Here is a 17521-nt window from a genome sequence, read left to right as displayed (position 1 = left end):
TGACGTCGGCCGAGTGTCCGCAACTGCCGGCGAGCGATGCTGATTCCGCCGGTCAGCTGGCTCGCCGCTATGGTGTACCGTCTCATCGCCAAGAACCGGCATCGTCTACCTGGCGGTACTCCGGCCTGCGCCTTCCCCAGCCCAAAGCAGCATTGACGGTCTACCGCACCCGGTTCTGTCGTTTGTCACCGTTGTAGGACCACTACGTTGCCAGTCCTGGGACCACCGGACGCAGCGCAGAAGTGGAACAAGTTATCGCACGTTCGGCTGGTGGAGGCCGCGTTCCCGAATGCGTGACCAGCGGCATGAGCCGAACCAGCCCGGGCGGTGGCCTACCGAAGCGTCGTCCCCGCTCGACGCGTTGTATGACCGCTACGGCCTGGCCGAGGAGATGATCGCCGGTCCGGATGGGGCCCCGGTGTCCGGCACCCCGGAGTAGTCGGGCAGCTCAACGCCGTTGATGGCGCGCTCGAGCAGTTCGGTGAACCATTCGCCGGCGAAATCGGGACCCGGCTCGGCGTCCGGCCCGGCGACCTCGCGGCTGCGGGCATTCAACCGGCCGATCTCCTGGTTGGCCTCGACGAACGACCGCATCCGCGCCTCGTAGCGGGCGAATCCGGCCGCGGGATCCCATCCGGCGGCGGCCAGTTCACCGGCCAGCAGGTAGGCGCCGACCAGAGCCAACCCGGTGCCCTGCCCGGACATCGGCGATGAGCTGAACGCCGCGTCCCCGAGCAGCCCCACCCGTCCGATCGACCAGCGGTCCATCACCACCTGGGCGACCTGGTCGAGGTAGAAGTCCGGGGTGTCGTCCAGATGCGCCAGGATGTCCGGGGTCAACCAGCCCAGGCCCGCCATCTGCTCACGCAGCAGGCGCTTCTGGGCCTCGACGTCACGGTAGTCGACGTCGAAGTCGGCCGCGGCGAAGTAGAACATGGCCATCGCCCGCGTAGCGTCCTGAATGGGGCGCAGCAGGGCCGAGCGCCCGGGCTCCTGGTACTCGAGCAGCCAGCGATCCAGCCCGAACTCGTTGGGCACACTGTAGAAGGCCAGCACGTGCCCGAGGTGGCGGAGGAACCGCTCGTGCGGCCCAAAGACCATCGCGCGCAGCGCTGAGTGCAGCCCGTCCGCCCCGACCACCAGATCGAAGCGGCGCCGGTCGCCGCTTGCGAAGCTCACGTCGACCCCATCCGCGTCCTGGGTGAGTTCGGCGATCCGGTCGCCGAAGAGGTACTCGACACCGGCGCGGGTGTCGTCGTAGAGCACCCGGGACAGATCCCCGCGCAGGATCTCGATCTCCGCGATGAACCCGTCGCCACCGTCGTCGTCTGCCTGGAAGGTCTCCAGCACGTTCCCGTCCGCGTCCACGGTGTACGCGCCGGCGGTCTCGGTGCGGGCCGCGCGCACCGCCGCGTCCAGACCCATCCGGTGGATGACCTCCTTGGCTACTCCGCGCGCGTCCACCGCTTGCCCGCCTGGACGCAGTTCGGGCGCTCGCTCGACTACGGTCACCTCGGCTCCCCGTCGGTGCAACCAGTGGGCCAGCGCGGGCCCGGCGATGCTCGCCCCCGCCACCAACACCCTGGCACCGCTCACCCGCGGCTCCTGCTCACCCGTCAGGATCGTGCACTCCTGCCCGAGGTCGTCGACACTCATCATTGCCTCCATGTGTTTCCTCCCGCACCGGAACGCTCCCCGCACAGGCCCACCGCTGTCGGTGTATCCAGCCGTATCGACTACGGATCCACCCGAAACTCATCGGTGCAGCCGAAACCGCATCCACGCTCCCGCGAACACCCTGAACTCCGCTACCTATGGAACGTCCGGCTGCTCTCGCCATGATCGGTCCGCACAACGGATCTGGAACATGTTCGCTCAGTGGACCATCCGCTGTCGGTGGTCCCACGACTGGCAACGTGGTGGTCCCTTCAAGCTGGCAGGCGACAGTTCGGGGTTGCTCGCGAATCATCGGCACCGAGCGACCAGCGCGCCAATCATCCGCTCATGCCGCATACCGCGCTGACCGAACCGGCCAGCGCGGGCATCGGAAGATCAACGGGCAGAGCGTCGTACGCCCGCCGGTAGTGCACGCTCATGCCGAAATGAGCGTGTTGGAAAAGTGTTCAGGTACATCGTTCCTCCGTCACGCTGCCAGGGTCGCGCGGAGGAATTCGAGGATCTCCGCCTGGGCGAGTTTGGCTTGCGGTTCCATGCCCGGCAGGGTGAGGAACGCGTGCCGCGCTCCCGGGTACTCGGTGAGCCGTACGGACGTTCCGGCCGCCCGCAGTCGCTCGGCGTAGCGGCGGCCGTGATCGGCCAGTGCGTCCCGGGTCGGCACCACGACCAGGGCGGGGGCGAGCCCGCTCAGGTCGTCCGCGTACAGCGGCGAGAATGCGCGGGCGTCGGTTCCGGACGGGACGGCGAACCGCTGCAGGAGCCGCAGTACCGGCACGGCAGGGCTCGGGTTGTCGGCGTACTCGGCAATGGAGGGATAGTCGTACATCGTCTCGGGTCACCTCGACCGCGGGGTTGACCAGCACCTGTGCGGCCAGCCGCAGGCCGGCGTTCCGAGCTCGGATCGCAGTCAGGGCACTGATCAGCCCGCCGAAGCTCTCGCCGAAGACAGCCGTGCGAGCGGGGTCGGCACCCCACTGCGCAGCGTGCTGCACCACGTGCTCGAGCACGTCCCAGCCGTCGTCGGCGGCGTGCGTGAGCGTGCTGTCCGGGCCGACGAGGCGGTGCTCGACCGAGACGACGAGCGCGGGCAGGTGGGCGGCGAGGTGGCTGTTGGTCCAGTCGCATTGCGCTGCTGTGCCCACGTAACCGCCGCCGTGCACGTGGATCACGAGTGGCAGGTCGGTTCGGGTGTCGGCCTCGTCGTCGCTCGTCGACGCCGGCCGGTACACCCGGACCGGAAGGTCGCGGCCCGGCAGTGCCAACTCCTGCCACTCGATCGCGGCCCCGGCGTCCGGCTCCCCGATGATCGGCCACGCAGCGCTGGAGGCCCGCCAGCGATTCTCGGCGTCGCGGTAGGCGATCAGTTTCTCGGGTGTCATCGCCGAGAAATCCGGCGCGGGTGGCCGCTGCACAGCGGTGGTCTCGCTCATGTCCGTCTCTCTACTTTCTCCCGGTCAGGCTGCTCGGCCAGCCGATGCACACAGTGTTGCACGCACCGCGTGCATCAGCAAGTGCATCGGGTACCCTGAGCCTGGACGAGAGGGGCGAGATGACAGGCCGAAGGCGTTGGACGACCGAAGACATCCTGGACATGGCGGCGGAGCTGCTGCGCACGAGCGACGCCGAGTCGTTCAGCGTGCGCAAGCTCGCCGCGGCGCTCGGGACCGACTCATCCAGCCTCTACCGGCATTTCCGCAACAAGACCGAGCTGCTGCGCGCGGTCGCCGACCGGATCCTGGCGGCCGCGATGGACGGCTACCACCCCGAGGGCGACTGGAAGCAGCGCATCACCGCCACAGCCCTGCGCCTGCGAGAGGCCTTCGGCCGGCACCCCCAACTCGCCGCGCTCTGGGGACGCTACGGCTCCGGCGGCTCCGGTTCCCGGCTGGTCATGGAGGAGGTGCTCCAGGCCTTGCGGGCCTCAGGCCTGCCCGATGAGGAGATTCCGCGCCACTACCACCGGATCGTGATCCTGCTCGCCGCGCTGATCGCCTCCGAGGCCGGCATCGACACCCTCACCCCCGGTGAGTACGAACAGGGCATCGAACAGTTCCGCGTCGCGGTCCTGGGCGCGGACCCGGACCGCTTCCCCGCCCTGGCCCACTTCGCCCGCGAGATCCGCCCCCTCGGGGCCGACCGCCGCGCCGCCTTCGAAGAGATCCTCGCCGCCCACCTCGCCCGGATCCAGGCCGCAATTCTCTGACGCGGAGGTGCGTCGGAGTCGTCCGCCCAAATCTGCGAAATCCGGCGCCAAGGATTCACCGCAGCTGACTTCCCCTCACACGGCCGACGAGGTTCCGCCCATACCGCTGCCCGAAGTGACCAGCGCTGGACGACGAAAGATCAACTGGCCGTATCCATCCGAGGCCGACCGAACGCACCGTAATGCCGCATACCGCGCTGACCGAACCGGCCAGCGCGGGGCATCGGAAGATCAACTGGCCGTGCCGATCCAGGCCGACTGAACGTCCGATATTGCCGACGAGCGTGCGTGTGAAGACGGCAGGCGCGGATCTCGTGGTTCGGCGCACCCCGTCGGCAGTCTCGGTCTCACGTCTCCGTGTCGAGGACAAGCGACGCGCCCGCACCCGCCAGGAGCTGGGCGGTCGCCTCCCACAGGCGCCGCTCGCGGTCGGGGTCGTGGGCGACGGGCTGGACCTCGGTCAGCTTGGTCTTCACCACGAACGCGCCCGCACGCAGGTGCGACCACTGGTCGTCGAGAGCCATCGCGGCCAGCAGCGGTCCCGAGCGCCGCGGCGTCGAGACACCGGGGATTCTGCCCAACGCCCGGCTCATCGCCTGAAACGCCGCAGGGGCACCGCGGCCCAACGCGGTGCCGGGCATCCAGCCCGGCTCGAATACCGACACGTTGATCCCTTGGCCGACCTGGCGCTGCAGCTCGTGGGCGTAGAAGAGGATCGCGAGCTTAGCGTTGGAGTAGGCGACGCCCGAGGCAGACATGCCCGGGGGCTGCTCATCACCGGCCGGGCGGGCGAGCTCGACGGGGTCGGCCCACTCAGCCTCGGCCACGTGCAGCAGCTTGCGCCAGAAGTTGGCGTGGTAGGTGTTCGAGCCGACCAGCACCACCCGCGCCGGGGCGGTGAACGCAGTGAACAGGTCGCCGATGAGCTGCGCGTGGGCCAGGTAGTTGACGGCGAAGGTCAGCTCGTAGCCGTCGGCCGAGGCTTGCCGCGTGTCCGCCGACATGATGCCGGCGTTGGCGACCAGCGCGCGCAGCGGACGGACGGCACCATCGGTGAGCAACCCGCGCACGGTGGCTGCGGCGGCGCGGACGTCGGCCAGGCTCGCCAGGTCGCAGCCGATCTCGTGGACGCGCGCCCCGAGGCCACGAGCCTCGTCGGCGACCGCGGTCAGGTCGCGCCCGGCACGGCCGACGAGCAGCAGGTCGGGCCGCAGCCCGTCCGGACGGTCGGCCATGGCCAACACGGCGTGACGGCCCAGATTGCGGGTGGGGCCGGTGATGAGAACTGTTCCGGTTTCGGTCATGGCTTCAGCCTGCGAGCCCGTGCGGGTCGCAGCCAGTCGACCGGTTTTCGTAGGACTGCCGGGGCCAGGACAACCGGGGCGGGCTCATCCAGAATGGACGAGGTGGAAGTGTGGGAGTTCGGCCGGACGGTGCGTCGCTGGCGCGACCGCGCGGCACCCGAGGCCGTCGGCGTCCCCGCGTCTCGGCGGCGCCGGGCCAGCGGTTTGCGCCGCGAGGAACTGGCCGCGCTCGCCGGCATCTCGGCCGACTACCTGACCCGCCTCGAACAGGGACGCGCGACGGCACCGTCGATACAGGTCGTGGAATCGCTGGCCCGCGCGCTGCGCCTGGCGGACACCGAACGCGACCTGCTCTACCGGCTGGCCGGGCACGCCGCGCCCGGCCCGGACGTCGTGCCTTCACGGCTCACCCCGAGCGTGCAGCGGCTGCTCGACCGGCTCTCGCACACACCGGTGGTCGTCTACGACGCCACCTGGACGCTCGTGCTGGCCAACGCGCCCTACGACGCGCTCATGGGCGACACGAGCACCTGGCGTGGACTGGAACGAAACGCCGTCTGGCGCAACGTCGCCCGGCTGCCCTCGCGGGTCCGGCACACTCCGCAGGAACAGGCCGAACACGAAGCCCGGCTCGTTGCCGACCTACGCCTGACCGCGTCGCGCTACCCCGCCGACCACGCGCTGCAGGGCCTGGTCACCGACCTGGTCGCCAACAGCCCGCGGTTCGCCGAACTCTGGGACGCCGAAACCTCGCCGTCCCTGGCCGACCCGTCCCGTCGCAAGACCATCGACCACCCGGCGGTCGGCCCGATCACTCTCGACTGCGACACGCTGCTCGTCGCCCTCGACGACCTGCGCATCAGCGTCTACACCGCCGAGCCCGGCACCGAGGACGCCGACCGCCTGGCCCTCGCCACCGTCCTCGGCACCCAGTCGCTACAACTCTGAAACGGATGCTCGGAAGTGTCGGTTGGCACGCCATCGGGCTTCCGTCCGGATTTCTGGCGCACGCCCGCTCATGCCGCATACCGCGCTGACCGAACCGGCCAGGGCGAGGCGCCGGCGGCCGGAACCCGTTGCGGCGCAGAACGTCCGCTACTGCCGATTGTCGAGTGGTGGATGCTGATCAGCTCTGGGATCATCGGGGTCGGAGTTCGACATCGGTGCCGGTGGGAGGAAATCGCAGATGACCACCTTGCGGCGGTTCTGGATCGAATTCGACACGCAGGAGTGCTCCGACGGCCTGCTCCAGCAGGGCGTCGGTGTGTCAGGCTTCGATGTGCGGGATTGCTTGTCGATGGTGGCGGATCTGGTCCGCGACCGACCGTTGCCGCCCGTGAGCCGAATTACCGTCGACATCTCACTGGCCGAACCACTCCCGGTGAGTCGCCGCTATCTCGGGGTCTCGGTGTGGCGCGGCGTGTGGTATCCACCCGTGAACCTTGAAACCGGACCGAGCCGCAGCATCGACCGAAGAGGCGCGCCCTGCGACTACCCGACACCTGTCACGCAATCACGCCCCAGGCGAGCTAGTGAGACCCTGTGCACGAAGGCTACGTGGTGGGACGAAATCCCGCATATCGGTAGCCTGCTGTGGCCGCTGGTGAACATGCACCGCACCGAATACGGCCGCGGAATGCGCTCTAGCGCAACGGTGTTGCGCGAGGTCTGTGCCACGGATTCGACCTATGGGGTTATGGTGCGCGAAGCGCTCGACTTCATGGTCGCGTGGCACCCGACACCGGACGAGTGGTTCGACCCGACCGAAACCAGGTTCGCCGATCAACGGGATCTGGACGAGTACCTGCGAGCCTTCCGCGACTACTTGTTCGGAACTCGCCCGGAACCGATCTATCCTCCCGGCAGCGAACCGCTTTCGCCCGAGGACGCGTGGCTGGACGCTATCAGCCGTCTGGTCGTCACTCGCCCGGGTCCGGTCGACGCTCCCGGCAGCGAACGGCTTTCACCCGACACGGAACCACGACTTCCGCAGAACGAGTGAAATCGTCTGGGGTCCAGGAGGTCCCGCGATTGCCGCTGGGTGTGCGACCGAGTGTTGCGGAACGCGCTGCGGCCCGCGATATCCGGTAATGCCGCATACCGCGCTGACCGAACCGGCCAGCGCAGCGCGCCGGCGGCCGGAACATAGTGCGGCGCAGAACGTCCGCTACTGCCGACGAGCCCAGGTTGCCGAGGTACGGGTACTGAGATCTTAGGATGGCCTGGGCCTGGGATGGTGGGTGCCATCGAGACCGATGAGGAGCCGGTTGTGTCGGACACGTTCGTTGTTGCTGCTCGAATTCCTATGAAGCGGTCGGAATTCGAGCAGTGGTTGGAGACACCGGCGCCGGGCCCAGAGGCCATCGAGAACCACGGTGCGATGTATGACGGGTGGTTCTGGGACGGGAAGACACCGGATTGGCGGCAGGCCGAGCGGGGGCTGACGCCTCGGGAGCATTTCGCTGATTGTTTCGGGGAGGACACTGGTGGACTGACTTATGTGCTGAGGTATCGGGAGGGGGCGCTCGAGGCGTATCTGATGCACTTCGGGTTCTGTGAGTCGAACATCTATACCGCGCTGGTGATGCTCGCCGTGGCGGGGCGGTCGAGCTCGGAGGGGGCGCCGAGCGTGGTGTTGTTCTGGGCCGAGACCAGCGGGTCGATGTTCGCAGCCGATTCGGACGCCTGGCTGGCGACCCTGTCGGTAGGTGTCGATGGGGCGTGCTTCGCCGCCGACCTCGACCTCACGGCGACGGTCGCGGAGCTACGGGCGGCCGAGGCGAGCTACTTCGATTTGCTCGCCCAGTTGGCCGAGGTGGAGGAATCGGTTGGCGCCGAGTGCGAGTCGAGGTTCGTGACGATCGCCCGTGATCCACGGTATGTGGATGCGGCGGTCCTCGCCGAGCGCTGAACGGGGCGCGGTGTCCTTGCATGGGACGAGGCCGGATCGGGGTAAGTGCCCGACCCGGCGAACGCACCGACATGCCGCTACCCGCGCGGTCCGAAGCGGACAGCGTCGGCCTGTGGAAGATCAACGGCCAGCGCGCCTTCCGACCGCCGGCAGGGCGCGCTCATGCCGAGTTGAGGGCGTTGTATGCGGTAATCGACAGCATCAAGGTGTCTGGTGAACGTTCGTTCGCGGGATGCAGGTGTGGGCTGTCTGGAACCTAATGCGTCTGGTTCGCGGCTGTCGATTCCTGGAAGTCGACGAGTGCCTCTCCATGTACTTGCGCCCATTCCGTCAGCATCGCTATCGGTTCCTGGAGCGTCCGGCCGAGCGCGGTCAGGCTGTATTCCACTCGTGGGGGCGCTTCGGCGTACTGCTGTCGATCGATGAGGCCGTTGCTCTGCAGGCGGCGGAGGGTCTGGGTCAGCACCTTGCGGGAGATCCCGCCGGAGAGAGCGACAAGTTCGCTGTGCCGCTTGGGGCCGTCTTGGAGCGCGTACAGGGTGACTACCGACCACTTGTTCGCGATGACTTCGATTGCTGTGCGCGCAGGACAGTCGGACATGAACATGATTCCGGCGGGGGCACTCACGATCCGAAGGTTACCAAAGGGTACCTATCGGATTCCTAGCGTTGCGATCATGCACATCGCAGCCCTGACCCTGTCCGTCCTGCTCGCTGTGGCGATGCTCCAGTCCGGAGTGATGAAGTTCGTTCGCCCAGCGTGGATACGCCAATTCGCCGAAGCGGTCCACCTCACCACGTCCCAGCTCACCGCGCTCGGGAGCCTGCAGATCGCCGCGACGGTCGGTCTCGTCTGGGGCATCTGGTTCCCGCCCTTCGCGATCGCCGCCGCGATCGGGCTGGTGGCCTACTTCGGCGGGGCGATCGTCGCCCACATCCGCAGCGGCGATCGGAACATGCTGGGAGCCGTGGTCTTCCTCGCGCTCTCGATCGCGACGTCAGTCGTGCTCGTTCTCAATGCTCTGGTCGCCTGAGCTGGGGCGTCGAATGCTCAACGTGGGTAGCCGATTTCGATCATGTCTGGCTCCAGGTCGATGAGGTCGGCTTCAGGATTGAGCCCGGTCACCACCGTGGGCGTCAGTGGCAGCAGCGCGTATACGTGCTGGACGGCCGCCAGGCTCACCTCGGCCTCGTAGTAGTCCTGGGCCCATTCCCGGTAGGCCTCGGGCGTGCCGTCGACCAGCAGCTCGAACAATCCGTGACCGCCACGGTCGGCGGCAGACACGGCCCAGCCGGTGTCGTGAGGTTCGCGCCAGAAGCACACCGTGGCAAGGGGTGAACCGTCGTGATCGGCGAACGCAGGCTCGGTGACGTAGGGACCGAAGACCGCTGGTGCAGCATCGAGTACCTGTGGGGCGTTGGGTGTTTCATGGTCGAACCCGCGGCCGTAGACACCGACGGTGGAGAAGACGATGAACCAGTCATCACCGGAGCCGGTACGCATCGAAGCCATCTCTTCGGTATCGCCCCAGCAGCTGTTGAACGAGTAGTAGCGGGCCTCCCATTCCGGGCTGAGAACAGCATCGAGCATTGCCATGGCCCGACAGCGGTTACGAAGGATCGGAATGTGGGGGAGGCGGCGCAGCAGTTCGTTCACAGTGCCATCTAACACAGCACCACCGACATCTACCTCGACCGATCTCTGGCGTCACGTGAACACGGACAACGTCCGCGCAGCTGTGTACCGCGCTGACCGATCGGCCAACGCAGGGGCGACGGAAGTTCAACTGGCCGTTGCCATCCGAGTCCGGACGAACGCACGGACCGTAATGCCGAATGGAGTGTGTTTGAGGCATCTGGTCTACCGCACGACCGGACCGCGCGGCGGCCCGTCGCATGCTGTTGCGGCACGCCGTCAGCCGATGTTCCGTCCCGCCTCGGCGGCGTGGGCGTGAAATGCGTTCCATGCCTGACAGACTCGCGTGGCACCGAATTGGGCGTTGAAACGCGGTATGTCTCGAACGTCGTTCACGGTCGCGCCGCCGCCGAGGGCTCGTTGAGTGTGGATGCGGAAGGAATCGCCCAGGGCTTGGTAGTGGATATCGATACACACTGTGGCGAAGGTTCTTTCGCGGACCGTGAGGGTAGCCGAATCCATCTGCGCGAACATCGCATCCAGGGCCGCGACATCTGTGCCGGCGGGTGGGGATCACTGCGGTCATGGCGACCACCGCCGACGCCGTGCAGCGCTGTATGGACGCGAACCTCGCACCTATCGACGACGCGACCACGGTCGCCATCGACCTGCGTACTGCCGTGAACGGCATGCTCTCCCAACGCATCAACGAACCCGATATGCCCTGGTCCCCCGCCGCTGAGCAACTCGACCGCTTCCTCACCAAACTCGTCGGCCTCCGTTATTCCGGATCACTCGGATAGCCGGTTTCCTACGGGTCGCGAATCGGACCCCGGCAGTCAGGCGGTTCGGCCCGGTGAGGGGTGGACCTTCGGCCCTGCCGTGAGGCGGTCCCGAAGACGACGATGTGAAGAACAGAGGGGTCCGGTCATGAGCCGGACATCGAGGCTGAGCCGCGGGAACGGAGAGGACGCGGTCTGCCGGACAGCGCAGCGGAGGCGGTGAACGGAATGACGCAGCAAGCGACGACATCGACAGAGAAGATCGACGTGAAGGGCGGCCACCTTGCGGAGAGGGTCAAGGAATTGGTCCATGAAGGCAACGTTCGTCGGATCATCATCAAGGACTCCGACGGCAGGACCGTGATGGAGGTACCCGTGACGGTTGGTGTGGTCGGCTTCCTCCTCGCGCCCACGGTGACCGCGATCGGAGCGCTCGCCGCGCTCGCCGCGGACTACTCGATCGAGGTCGAACGAGAGACTCCCGACTCGACAGAGACCGGCATCACTGCGCCGACGTAGGGAATGCGGGCGGTGGCTGGAGGTGGACGAGTCCTGTTCGAACCGCGGTGGCTGTCTAGGCCACGAGGAAGGGACGTGAGGTCATGGCCGAGACCCGTCTGCTGGAACGGGTGACCGCTTCGGACCTGTTCCTGCTGCTCTGGGACGACTACGGCTGGTCCACCGACATCGGCGGGCTCGCCATCCTCGACGGCACAAGCCTGCTCGACCCGGACGGCAGCGTCCGGCTCGACGCGGTCCGGCGACACCTCGAGCCGAGAATGCACTTGGTGCCTCGCTTCAGGCAGCTGCTGTGCCGGCCTCGGCTCGGGCTGGGCTGGCCGCTGTGGGTCGACGCGCCCCACTTCGACCTCGCTGAGCACATCCACGTCCACGCGGTTGCCACGCCCGGCGACCAGGGCCAATTGCTGCAGACATGCCAGCAACTGGCCCGGCGACCGTTCGATCCCGCCCGGCCGCTGTGGGAGCTGTGGCTGCTGCCCGGCCTGCCGGACCAACGGGTCGGCGCGTTCTTGAAGCTGCATCACGTCCTCGCCGATGGCCCGGCCGCGATGGCCGCCTTCGGGGCGCTGCTCGACCGGACCGCCGACGCGCCCGTCGAGGATGCACCGCCGTGGACGCCGACACCCACCCCGACCAGCGGTGAACTGCTTCGCGACAACCTGCGACGCCGCCGACGCGAACTAGGGCTGGGGTGGTCGGGCCTCGTCCATCCGAGCAGAACACTGCGCCTTGCACGCCGCGCGTTGCCGGCCTGGCGGGAGGTGCTTACCGAAAAGCCTGCTCCACGAACCAGCCTCAACCACCCCGTAGGCCCCGAGCGCCGACTGGCCATTGTCCGCGGCCGCCTCGACGCCATCAAACTCGTCGCCCATGTACATCACGCCACGGTCAACGACGTGGTGCTGACCGTGGTTGCCGGTGGCCTGCGCCAGCTGCTGGCAAGCCGCGGCGAGGATCTCGACGGGCTCGTCCAGCGCGCGATGGTGACCATCTCCCACCACGAAGCGCGGCCCGGGGAAGCGCAAGGCAACACTCCCGGATGGATGATGGTGCCGCTGCCGGTCGGTGAGCCGGACTCGTTGTGCAGGCTCACGTTGATCGCCGCAGAGACAAGCGCGCGGAGGGACAAGCCTCGCCCCGAGGTGGGCAGCGGGATCTTCAGATTCGTTGCCGGGCAGCGCATCTGGTACCGGCTGTTTCCGCGTCAGCGGTCAGTGAACCTGGTCGTGAGCAACGTCCCGGGTCCGCCGATGCGGCTGTATCTCGCCGGCGCTCCGCTGCTGGAGGTGTTCCCCGTGCTGCCGCCCATGGGCAACCTGACACTTGTCGTCGCCGCCCTGTCGTACGCCGGCCAGCTCAACTTCACTGCCGCCGCTGACCAGGACAGCTGCCCGGACGTGGAGGTGTTCACCCGCGGGGTGCGCGATGCACTCGATGACCTCGAGCAACCGATCCTCGGGTCTGAGACGGGCGGTCCGGCCGGTGCTACGGAGTCGGTACCGACACCTGACGCACCGGTTACCCCGCGTCGGTCACCGCGGTGATCGATCCCGCCTTATCGAATCAAGATGCCAGCGGCAACGACGGGCAGGATTCGACGTCGCACCGGACAGGTTGTCAGAGGGTGACGCTGAGCTGCTGCTGCTTAGAGCAGTAACCCATCTGCTCGCGGCTCTGCCATGAATGCTCTTCCGGCGCAACGGCTTCCGTTACGCCGGAAGCGAGCTAGCGATCGGCGGTGCTGCGAATGCGGCTTCCCAGCGAGCGCGATTATCGCTGGCCGCCGGCGGCCTCGACCGTGGTGCCGGTGAGGTAGGAGGCGTCGGGGGAGAGTAAGAACGCAGCGACCGCGGCGATTTCATGAGGTTCGGCCAAGCGCCCGAGCGCGGTCATCGATTTGATGACCGCCTCGGCGGACGCGTCGCGCAGCGCCGGCGGGATGTAGCGGCTCGCCACTTCGGCAGCCATGTCGGTGGCTGTGCCGCCCGGCGCGATCGCGTTGATCGAGATGCCGCGCTCGGCGAGTTCGGGCGCCAGGTTGAGTACCATCGCCGAGACCGCCGCTTTGCTGGCCGCATACAAGGTGTGCTGGTAGACACCGATACGCGCGCTGATCGACGAGGTGAGCAGGATGCGCCCACCGCCGGTCATCGCCGCCGCTGCCGCCTGAGTGGCAAACAGCTGGCCGGCCACATTGGTGCGAAACACTCGTTCGAAGTCAGCGGGAGTGATCGACTCCAGCGCTCCGAAATGCTCGATGCCCGCGTTGCTGGCCAAGATGTCCAGCCCGCCGAACGCCGCGACCACCTGATCGACCAGCACCCGGGTCTGGTCGGGGTCGCTGACGTCGGCGCGCAATGCCACTGCCTGGTAGCCCTTGTCGGTCAGCTCGGCGACGAGCGTGTCTGCGGACGACCGGTTCGAGACGTAATTGACCGCGACCGCGGCGCCATCGGCGGCCAGCCGACGCGCGATCGCGGCCCCGATGCCGCGCCCGCCACCGGTAACCAGTGCGCGCTTGCCGGCCAGACGTGGAGAATCGCTCATGGTTCACTCCTCAACGAAATCGTTCGGACGAATGATTCGGTTCGAGTGCAGGACGGTTCGGTGTCTATACCTACGCTCGCTCGGAACGGGTCATCGCCGTAAGCGTCTCGACGTCGAAACCGCCGATCCCAAGGATCTGGTGGACTTGCCATGGGATTACTTCGAAACGGCGATATCCGCGGGCGGTGAACGGTTCTTGGCGGCACAGGTCGTCGAGTTCGGCCCTGGACATATGCCCGAAGACGATGATTCCGAGTTCGCCGTCGAGGCTCGGGCCGGAAAACAACACCTTGCCGGCCAGTTGTTGCTCGCGCATCCAGGCCAGGTGGTCGTCGAGGCTGCTGTCGGTCGCCGTGTCTCGATCGCCAAGCCATCGGTGCAACGTCAGGTACCACATTTCAGCCTCCTCGGTACTCAGGCGCGACCCTGTCAACGGTGCGCCAATTCGCGCGCCGCAGACAACCCCCGCTTCCCGTACCGGGTCACCACCGGAGAGCCCGCAGACTCCAGCGAGCGGGACAAGCTGAGCCGGGAGGCATTCTCCGTACTGCTCGTCTTCGAGATCGCCATCATGAAACCAACCTCTGCGGCAGATTTCGTGCTCGATCACAACGGCCATCCGCATGGTGGTGACCTACGGCGGGTCCCTGGTGTCGGTGAGTGTCGGTAGCGTCGGGGTTCGTGGAAACTGGGGAACGTATCCAAGAACTCGCGGACCGGATCGTGGCGCTGCGTGACGCCTACTACCAGGGTTCGCCGTTGGTCGCGGACGCCGAGTACGACGCGGTCGAGGACGAGCTGCGCGGCCTGATCGAGGCGCATCCCGACCTCGCGCCCGACCCGAATCCGCTGGCGCAGGTCGGTGCTCCCGCGGTGCTGCACGCCCCGATCCGGCACTCGCGTCCGATGCTGTCACTCGAGAAGGCGACCAAGCCCGATCAGGTCGCGGCGTTCTTCGGCCGCTTTCCCGGGCAGCCGGTGGTGGTGATGCCGAAGCTCGACGGGTTGTCGCTGGCCCTGGTCTTCGAGGACGGGCGGCTGGTGCGTGCGGTGACCCGGGGTGACGGCACCACCGGTGACGATGTGACCGTGCTGGTCCGTGCGCTGGTCGATGGTGTTCCCGAGCGCATCGACGTCCCGGGGCGGGTGGAGGTGCGGGGCGAGGCGGTGATGCTGCGTTCGACCTTCGCCGCCTACAACATCGCGCATCCGGACAAGCCGCTGATCAATCCGCGTAATGCCGCGGCGGGCACGCTGCGGGCGAAGGACCCGGCCACCGTCGCCGAGCGGCGCCTGCAGTTCTTCGGCTTCGACTTGGACACCTCGCCCGACAGCGGCGCGGTCGACCTGGAGGAGGGGTTGCGGGCGCTGGGCATCGCGGGCGCGCAGATGCGGCACTGCGCCGACGCCGAACAGGCGCAGACCGCGATCACCGCGATCGAGCAGAGCCGCAACGAGCTGGACTACGACCTCGACGGCGCGGTGCTGCGGCTGGCCGACCGCGGCGCCTACGCGGCGGCGGGGACTCGGTCGAACTCCCCGCGTGGTGCGCTGGCGTTCAAGTTCGCCGCCGAGGAGAAGACCACACTGCTCGACGACGTGGTCTGGGACGTCGGCAAGACGGGCAAGATCGTCCCGGTCGCCTGGCTCGAGCCGGTGTTCGTGGGCGGCACCACGGTCACCAAGGCCACGCTGGCCAACCAGGAGGTGATCCGCGCCCGCGACATCAAGATCGGTGACACGGTGCTGGTACGCCGCGCGGGGGACGTGATCCCGTTCGTGGCGGGCGTACTCGACGCCTCTCAGCGCACGGGTGCCGAGCGCGAGATCGTGCCGCCCACCGTGTGTCCATCCTGCGGGCAGCCGGTGACCGAGCAGGGCAACAGCCGAGAACTGTTCTGCACCAACGTTTCCTGCCCCGCGCAGACGGTGCGCAGGCTCATCCACTGGGCGTCGCGCGCCGCCGCCGACATCGACGCCATCGGGCAGGTGTGGATCGAACGCCTCGCCGAGGCCGGCATCCTGGAACGCCCGTCGGACTTCTACACCTTGACCAAGGAACGCCTGCTCGAATTCGACCGCGTCGGCGAGATCTCGGCGCAGCGCATGATCGACTCGATCGACGCCAGCCGCCAGGTCGGCCTGCGCCGCGCACTGATCGGCCTGGCCATCCCCATGGCCTCCGACGGCACCGCCGCGCGCCTGGCCCGAGCCGGATTCGGCTCCCTGGAAGAGGTCGCCGACGCGGGCGAGGAACGCCTCGTGGCGGTCGAGGACATCGGCCCGAAAGTCGCTGCCTCCCTGGCCGCGCACCTCACCCGCCTGCGCCCGGAACTGCAGCGGCTCCGAGAGGCCGGTGTCAGCCTCGACGTTCGGGAGGAAGACCTTCCCCCGGTCGTCGCGGCCGGCGCGCCCCTGGAAGGCAAAACGGTCGTGATCACCGGCGCCATCAGCGACCCGCGCTCCGGCGAGAAAGTCGCGCGCCCGACATTCCAGCGCCTGTGCGAGAAAGCCGGCGCGACAGCCGCGTCGTCGGTCTCGGCCAGCACCGACATGCTCATCACCGGTGGGGGAGTCGGTGAGGCCAAGCTGGCCAAGGCGGAGAAGCTCGGTGTCGCGGTCGTCGACCAAGCAGAAGTCTGGAATCTGCTCATCGCCGCGAAGGTCGTCTAGACCCTCCAATTGCGGGCGATGCGCGCTGCAGCATCACAGGCCGACCGGTTGTGCCAGACCGGCGACCTCCCGTGCCTACCAAGGTTCCCGGAATGCACGGCCGGACCGGATACGTGAAACTCGTTGGCACCGGCCGTACTTCGGTGCTGCCGGGAACGCCCGGGCACTGTGCGGCGCACCGCGCGCGGCACCGCGCAGGAAATACACCCCTCGCGTCACCGGTGGCGGACTTCAGACTCCCGTCACCCCGGTGACTCTCCGTAGGACCTCCGGTGCCCAGCGGTAGCGCTGGGCAGCGCTTCAGTGCCAGGGCGACTACGGCCCGGACGCCGTCTCCGCAGCGTCCGGGCCGTCCCCGCCCGTGGTGTTCCCGGAACGGTTCCTCATTCGACGAAGCTCACTATTCTGCCGCATACTGCGCAGCTGAAATCGGCCCCGTGGTCGGCCGGAAGGTCAACGCTCCGAGGGCAACTCGGGTGGATGCGGGGTTGTCGGCAGCGGACGGAAGGGTCACTTGCCCCGCTGACCGACCGGCGGGCCTGTGTCCGCGCGAGATCGACTCGCTGAGGGTCTCCGACCGGTGGTTGGTGCACGGGGCCGATCGTGCCTGCTGTTTGCCTGCGTCGGTCCGCTCTGTTACCAGGGTGGGGGTCTTGTCGATCCGGTAGTTGGGCGCGAGTGGCCGGGTGCAGGTTCTGCGTTGGGTCTGGGTGGTCGGGGTTCGAACCTGTCGTGAACTGCTGCTTTCCGCTGATATCAGCCTGAACCGGCGGCTGGTGGCAACGTAGTGGCCTGCCTGTGGCAGATGCATCTCGTGCCTGCGATCCGTGCGCCACGGTGGTTTGTCGGTGGGTCGCCGTAGAGTTGCGTTCATGAGCATTTCGATGTGTCGGCGTGCAGACCCGGGCGAATTCGGTTGCGCGGCCGGTGGTTCGGATAGCACTGTGTTTGTCGTAAGTGATTCGGACGAAGGGCCATGGGGAGTGGCCCTCCGGGGGAAGGAATGAATGCCATGAACCGCAATATGATTCGCGGGGAGCATCGCGGCCCGAGGTTCGCCAAGAGCAGTTTCAGTTACGGTGGCGGCGATTGCGTCGAGGTCGCGTACCACGAAGGCCGGATCGCATTGCGTGATTCCAAGGATCGGCACAGCCCGACACTGTGGTTCACGAAGTCCGAGTGGAGAGCGTTCATGTCAGGTGTGCGGGCCGGCGAATTCGATTTCGGTCTCTGACGGGAAAGGTGGTGTCGCAGCGAGTTCGCTGC

General features: G+C 67.5%; 18 protein-coding genes and 1 pseudogene. 10 read left to right on the top strand and 9 right to left on the bottom strand.

The window, feature by feature from the left end; all coding sequences use genetic code 11:
- Nucleotides 1–372 precede the first annotated feature (372 nt).
- From ABZV44_RS44855 to ABZV44_RS44845, 3 genes and pseudogenes are all read right to left on the bottom strand, one after another.
- Nucleotides 373–1656: an FAD-dependent monooxygenase gene (locus ABZV44_RS44855; RefSeq protein WP_354851316.1), complete on the bottom strand. Its 1284-nt coding sequence runs from the start codon at nt 1654–1656 to the stop codon at nt 373–375.
- A gap of 487 nt (nt 1657–2143) precedes the next feature.
- Nucleotides 2144–2503: an alpha/beta hydrolase gene (locus tag ABZV44_RS44850; protein ID WP_354851313.1), complete on the bottom strand. Its 360-nt coding sequence runs from the start codon at nt 2501–2503 to the stop codon at nt 2144–2146.
- A 67-nt stretch (nt 2504–2570) separates the two neighbouring features.
- Nucleotides 2571–3056, bottom strand: a pseudogene (locus ABZV44_RS44845) (alpha/beta hydrolase fold domain-containing protein); the annotation flags it as partial.
- Nucleotides 3057–3226: 170 nt separating this feature from the next.
- Here ABZV44_RS44845 and ABZV44_RS44840 point away from each other — a divergent pair.
- Nucleotides 3227–3880, top strand: coding sequence for a TetR family transcriptional regulator (locus ABZV44_RS44840; RefSeq protein WP_354851310.1), 654 nt, complete (start codon nt 3227–3229; stop codon nt 3878–3880).
- Nucleotides 3881–4227: 347 nt separating this feature from the next.
- Here the strand turns inward: ABZV44_RS44840 and ABZV44_RS44835 are convergent, their stop codons facing one another.
- Nucleotides 4228–5184, bottom strand: a complete 957-nt coding sequence (locus ABZV44_RS44835; protein ID WP_354851307.1) for an SDR family NAD(P)-dependent oxidoreductase — start codon at nt 5182–5184, stop codon at nt 4228–4230.
- A 93-nt stretch (nt 5185–5277) separates the two neighbouring features.
- On the opposite strand from ABZV44_RS44835, the gene ABZV44_RS44830 reads away from it, so the two are divergent.
- The 3 genes from ABZV44_RS44830 (at nt 5278) to ABZV44_RS44820 (ending at nt 8095) form a co-directional block, all read left to right on the top strand.
- Nucleotides 5278–6132 (top strand): helix-turn-helix transcriptional regulator, encoded by an 855-nt coding sequence (locus ABZV44_RS44830; protein ID WP_354851305.1) that lies wholly within the window; start codon nt 5278–5280, stop codon nt 6130–6132.
- Between the two features lie 238 nt (nt 6133–6370).
- A complete protein-coding gene (locus tag ABZV44_RS44825; protein ID WP_354851302.1) occupies nt 6371–7186 on the top strand; it encodes a hypothetical protein in 816 nt (271 codons plus the stop codon).
- Nucleotides 7187–7684: 498 nt separating this feature from the next.
- Nucleotides 7685–8095: a hypothetical protein gene (locus ABZV44_RS44820; protein ID WP_354851299.1), complete on the top strand. Its 411-nt coding sequence runs from the start codon at nt 7685–7687 to the stop codon at nt 8093–8095.
- A 256-nt stretch (nt 8096–8351) separates the two neighbouring features.
- On the opposite strand, the gene ABZV44_RS44815 is transcribed toward ABZV44_RS44820, so the two are convergent.
- Nucleotides 8352–8723 (bottom strand): helix-turn-helix domain-containing protein, encoded by a 372-nt coding sequence (locus tag ABZV44_RS44815; RefSeq protein WP_354851297.1) that lies wholly within the window; start codon nt 8721–8723, stop codon nt 8352–8354.
- A 49-nt stretch (nt 8724–8772) separates the two neighbouring features.
- On the opposite strand from ABZV44_RS44815, the gene ABZV44_RS44810 reads away from it, so the two are divergent.
- Nucleotides 8773–9129 carry a DoxX family protein gene (locus tag ABZV44_RS44810; RefSeq protein WP_354851294.1) on the top strand — a complete coding sequence of 119 codons (357 nt, stop codon included), beginning with the start codon at nt 8773–8775 and terminating at the stop codon, nt 9127–9129.
- Between the two features lie 17 nt (nt 9130–9146).
- Here the strand turns inward: ABZV44_RS44810 and ABZV44_RS44805 are convergent, their stop codons facing one another.
- Nucleotides 9147–9752 carry a hypothetical protein gene (locus tag ABZV44_RS44805; protein WP_354851292.1) on the bottom strand — a complete coding sequence of 202 codons (606 nt, stop codon included), beginning with the start codon at nt 9750–9752 and terminating at the stop codon, nt 9147–9149.
- A gap of 258 nt (nt 9753–10010) precedes the next feature.
- Nucleotides 10011–10265: a hypothetical protein gene (locus ABZV44_RS44800; protein ID WP_354851289.1), complete on the bottom strand. Its 255-nt coding sequence runs from the start codon at nt 10263–10265 to the stop codon at nt 10011–10013.
- 50 nt (nt 10266–10315) lie between these two features.
- Between ABZV44_RS44800 and ABZV44_RS44795 the strand changes: the two genes are divergently transcribed.
- From ABZV44_RS44795 to ABZV44_RS44785, 3 genes are all read left to right on the top strand, one after another.
- Nucleotides 10316–10534, top strand: coding sequence for a hypothetical protein (locus tag ABZV44_RS44795; RefSeq protein ID WP_354851287.1), 219 nt, complete (start codon nt 10316–10318; stop codon nt 10532–10534).
- 207 nt (nt 10535–10741) lie between these two features.
- On the top strand, nt 10742–11032 hold the full coding sequence (locus ABZV44_RS44790; RefSeq protein ID WP_354851284.1) for a DUF4342 domain-containing protein: 291 nt from the start codon (nt 10742–10744) through the stop codon (nt 11030–11032).
- 83 nt (nt 11033–11115) lie between these two features.
- Nucleotides 11116–12579, top strand: coding sequence for a wax ester/triacylglycerol synthase family O-acyltransferase (locus tag ABZV44_RS44785; protein WP_354851281.1), 1464 nt, complete (start codon nt 11116–11118; stop codon nt 12577–12579).
- Between the two features lie 226 nt (nt 12580–12805).
- On the opposite strand, the gene ABZV44_RS44780 is transcribed toward ABZV44_RS44785, so the two are convergent.
- Both ABZV44_RS44780 and ABZV44_RS44775 read right to left on the bottom strand, forming a co-directional pair.
- Nucleotides 12806–13582, bottom strand: coding sequence for an SDR family oxidoreductase (locus ABZV44_RS44780; protein WP_354851278.1), 777 nt, complete (start codon nt 13580–13582; stop codon nt 12806–12808).
- Between the two features lie 70 nt (nt 13583–13652).
- Complete coding sequence (locus ABZV44_RS44775) at nt 13653–14201, bottom strand: YciI family protein (RefSeq protein ID WP_354851275.1); 549 nt, start codon at nt 14199–14201, stop codon at nt 13653–13655.
- A gap of 62 nt (nt 14202–14263) precedes the next feature.
- Between ABZV44_RS44775 and ligA the strand changes: the two genes are divergently transcribed.
- The gene (ligA, locus tag ABZV44_RS44770) at nt 14264–16255 is read left to right on the top strand and encodes an NAD-dependent DNA ligase LigA (RefSeq protein WP_354851273.1); all 1992 of its coding nucleotides are present in this window, start codon (nt 14264–14266) and stop codon (nt 16253–16255) included.
- Nucleotides 16256–17267: 1012 nt separating this feature from the next.
- On the top strand, nt 17268–17489 hold the full coding sequence (locus ABZV44_RS44765) for a DUF397 domain-containing protein (protein ID WP_354851270.1): 222 nt from the start codon (nt 17268–17270) through the stop codon (nt 17487–17489).
- Nucleotides 17490–17521 lie beyond the last annotated feature (32 nt).

The sequence above is a fragment of the Nocardia sp. NPDC004860 genome, from assembly GCF_040609015.1.
Taxonomy (GTDB): Bacteria; Actinomycetota; Actinomycetes; order Mycobacteriales; family Mycobacteriaceae; genus Nocardia.
This window is presented reverse-complemented; position numbering and strand designations above follow the sequence as displayed.

What these genes read in the sequence shown, in the direction of transcription:
- ABZV44_RS44855 (WP_354851316.1), bottom strand. Translation starts at nt 1,656, where the DNA reads ATGAGTGTCGACGACCTCGGGCAGGAGTGCACGATCCTGACGGGTGAG.
- ABZV44_RS44850 (WP_354851313.1), bottom strand. Translation starts at nt 2,503, where the DNA reads ATGTACGACTATCCCTCCATTGCCGAGTACGCCGACAACCCGAGCCCT.
- ABZV44_RS44840 (WP_354851310.1), top strand. Translation starts at nt 3,227, where the DNA reads ATGACAGGCCGAAGGCGTTGGACGACCGAAGACATCCTGGACATGGCG.
- ABZV44_RS44835 (WP_354851307.1), bottom strand. Translation starts at nt 5,184, where the DNA reads ATGACCGAAACCGGAACAGTTCTCATCACCGGCCCCACCCGCAATCTG.
- ABZV44_RS44830 (WP_354851305.1), top strand. Translation starts at nt 5,278, where the DNA reads ATGGACGAGGTGGAAGTGTGGGAGTTCGGCCGGACGGTGCGTCGCTGG.
- ABZV44_RS44825 (WP_354851302.1), top strand. Translation starts at nt 6,371, where the DNA reads ATGACCACCTTGCGGCGGTTCTGGATCGAATTCGACACGCAGGAGTGC.
- ABZV44_RS44810 (WP_354851294.1), top strand. Translation starts at nt 8,773, where the DNA reads ATGCACATCGCAGCCCTGACCCTGTCCGTCCTGCTCGCTGTGGCGATG.
- ABZV44_RS44800 (WP_354851289.1), bottom strand. Translation starts at nt 10,265, where the DNA reads ATGTTCGCGCAGATGGATTCGGCTACCCTCACGGTCCGCGAAAGAACC.
- ABZV44_RS44795 (WP_354851287.1), top strand. Translation starts at nt 10,316, where the DNA reads ATGGCGACCACCGCCGACGCCGTGCAGCGCTGTATGGACGCGAACCTC.
- ABZV44_RS44790 (WP_354851284.1), top strand. Translation starts at nt 10,742, where the DNA reads ATGACGCAGCAAGCGACGACATCGACAGAGAAGATCGACGTGAAGGGC.
- ABZV44_RS44785 (WP_354851281.1), top strand. Translation starts at nt 11,116, where the DNA reads ATGGCCGAGACCCGTCTGCTGGAACGGGTGACCGCTTCGGACCTGTTC.
- ABZV44_RS44780 (WP_354851278.1), bottom strand. Translation starts at nt 13,582, where the DNA reads ATGAGCGATTCTCCACGTCTGGCCGGCAAGCGCGCACTGGTTACCGGT.
- ABZV44_RS44775 (WP_354851275.1), bottom strand. Translation starts at nt 14,201, where the DNA reads ATGGCCGTTGTGATCGAGCACGAAATCTGCCGCAGAGGTTGGTTTCAT.
- ABZV44_RS44765 (WP_354851270.1), top strand. Translation starts at nt 17,268, where the DNA reads ATGAACCGCAATATGATTCGCGGGGAGCATCGCGGCCCGAGGTTCGCC.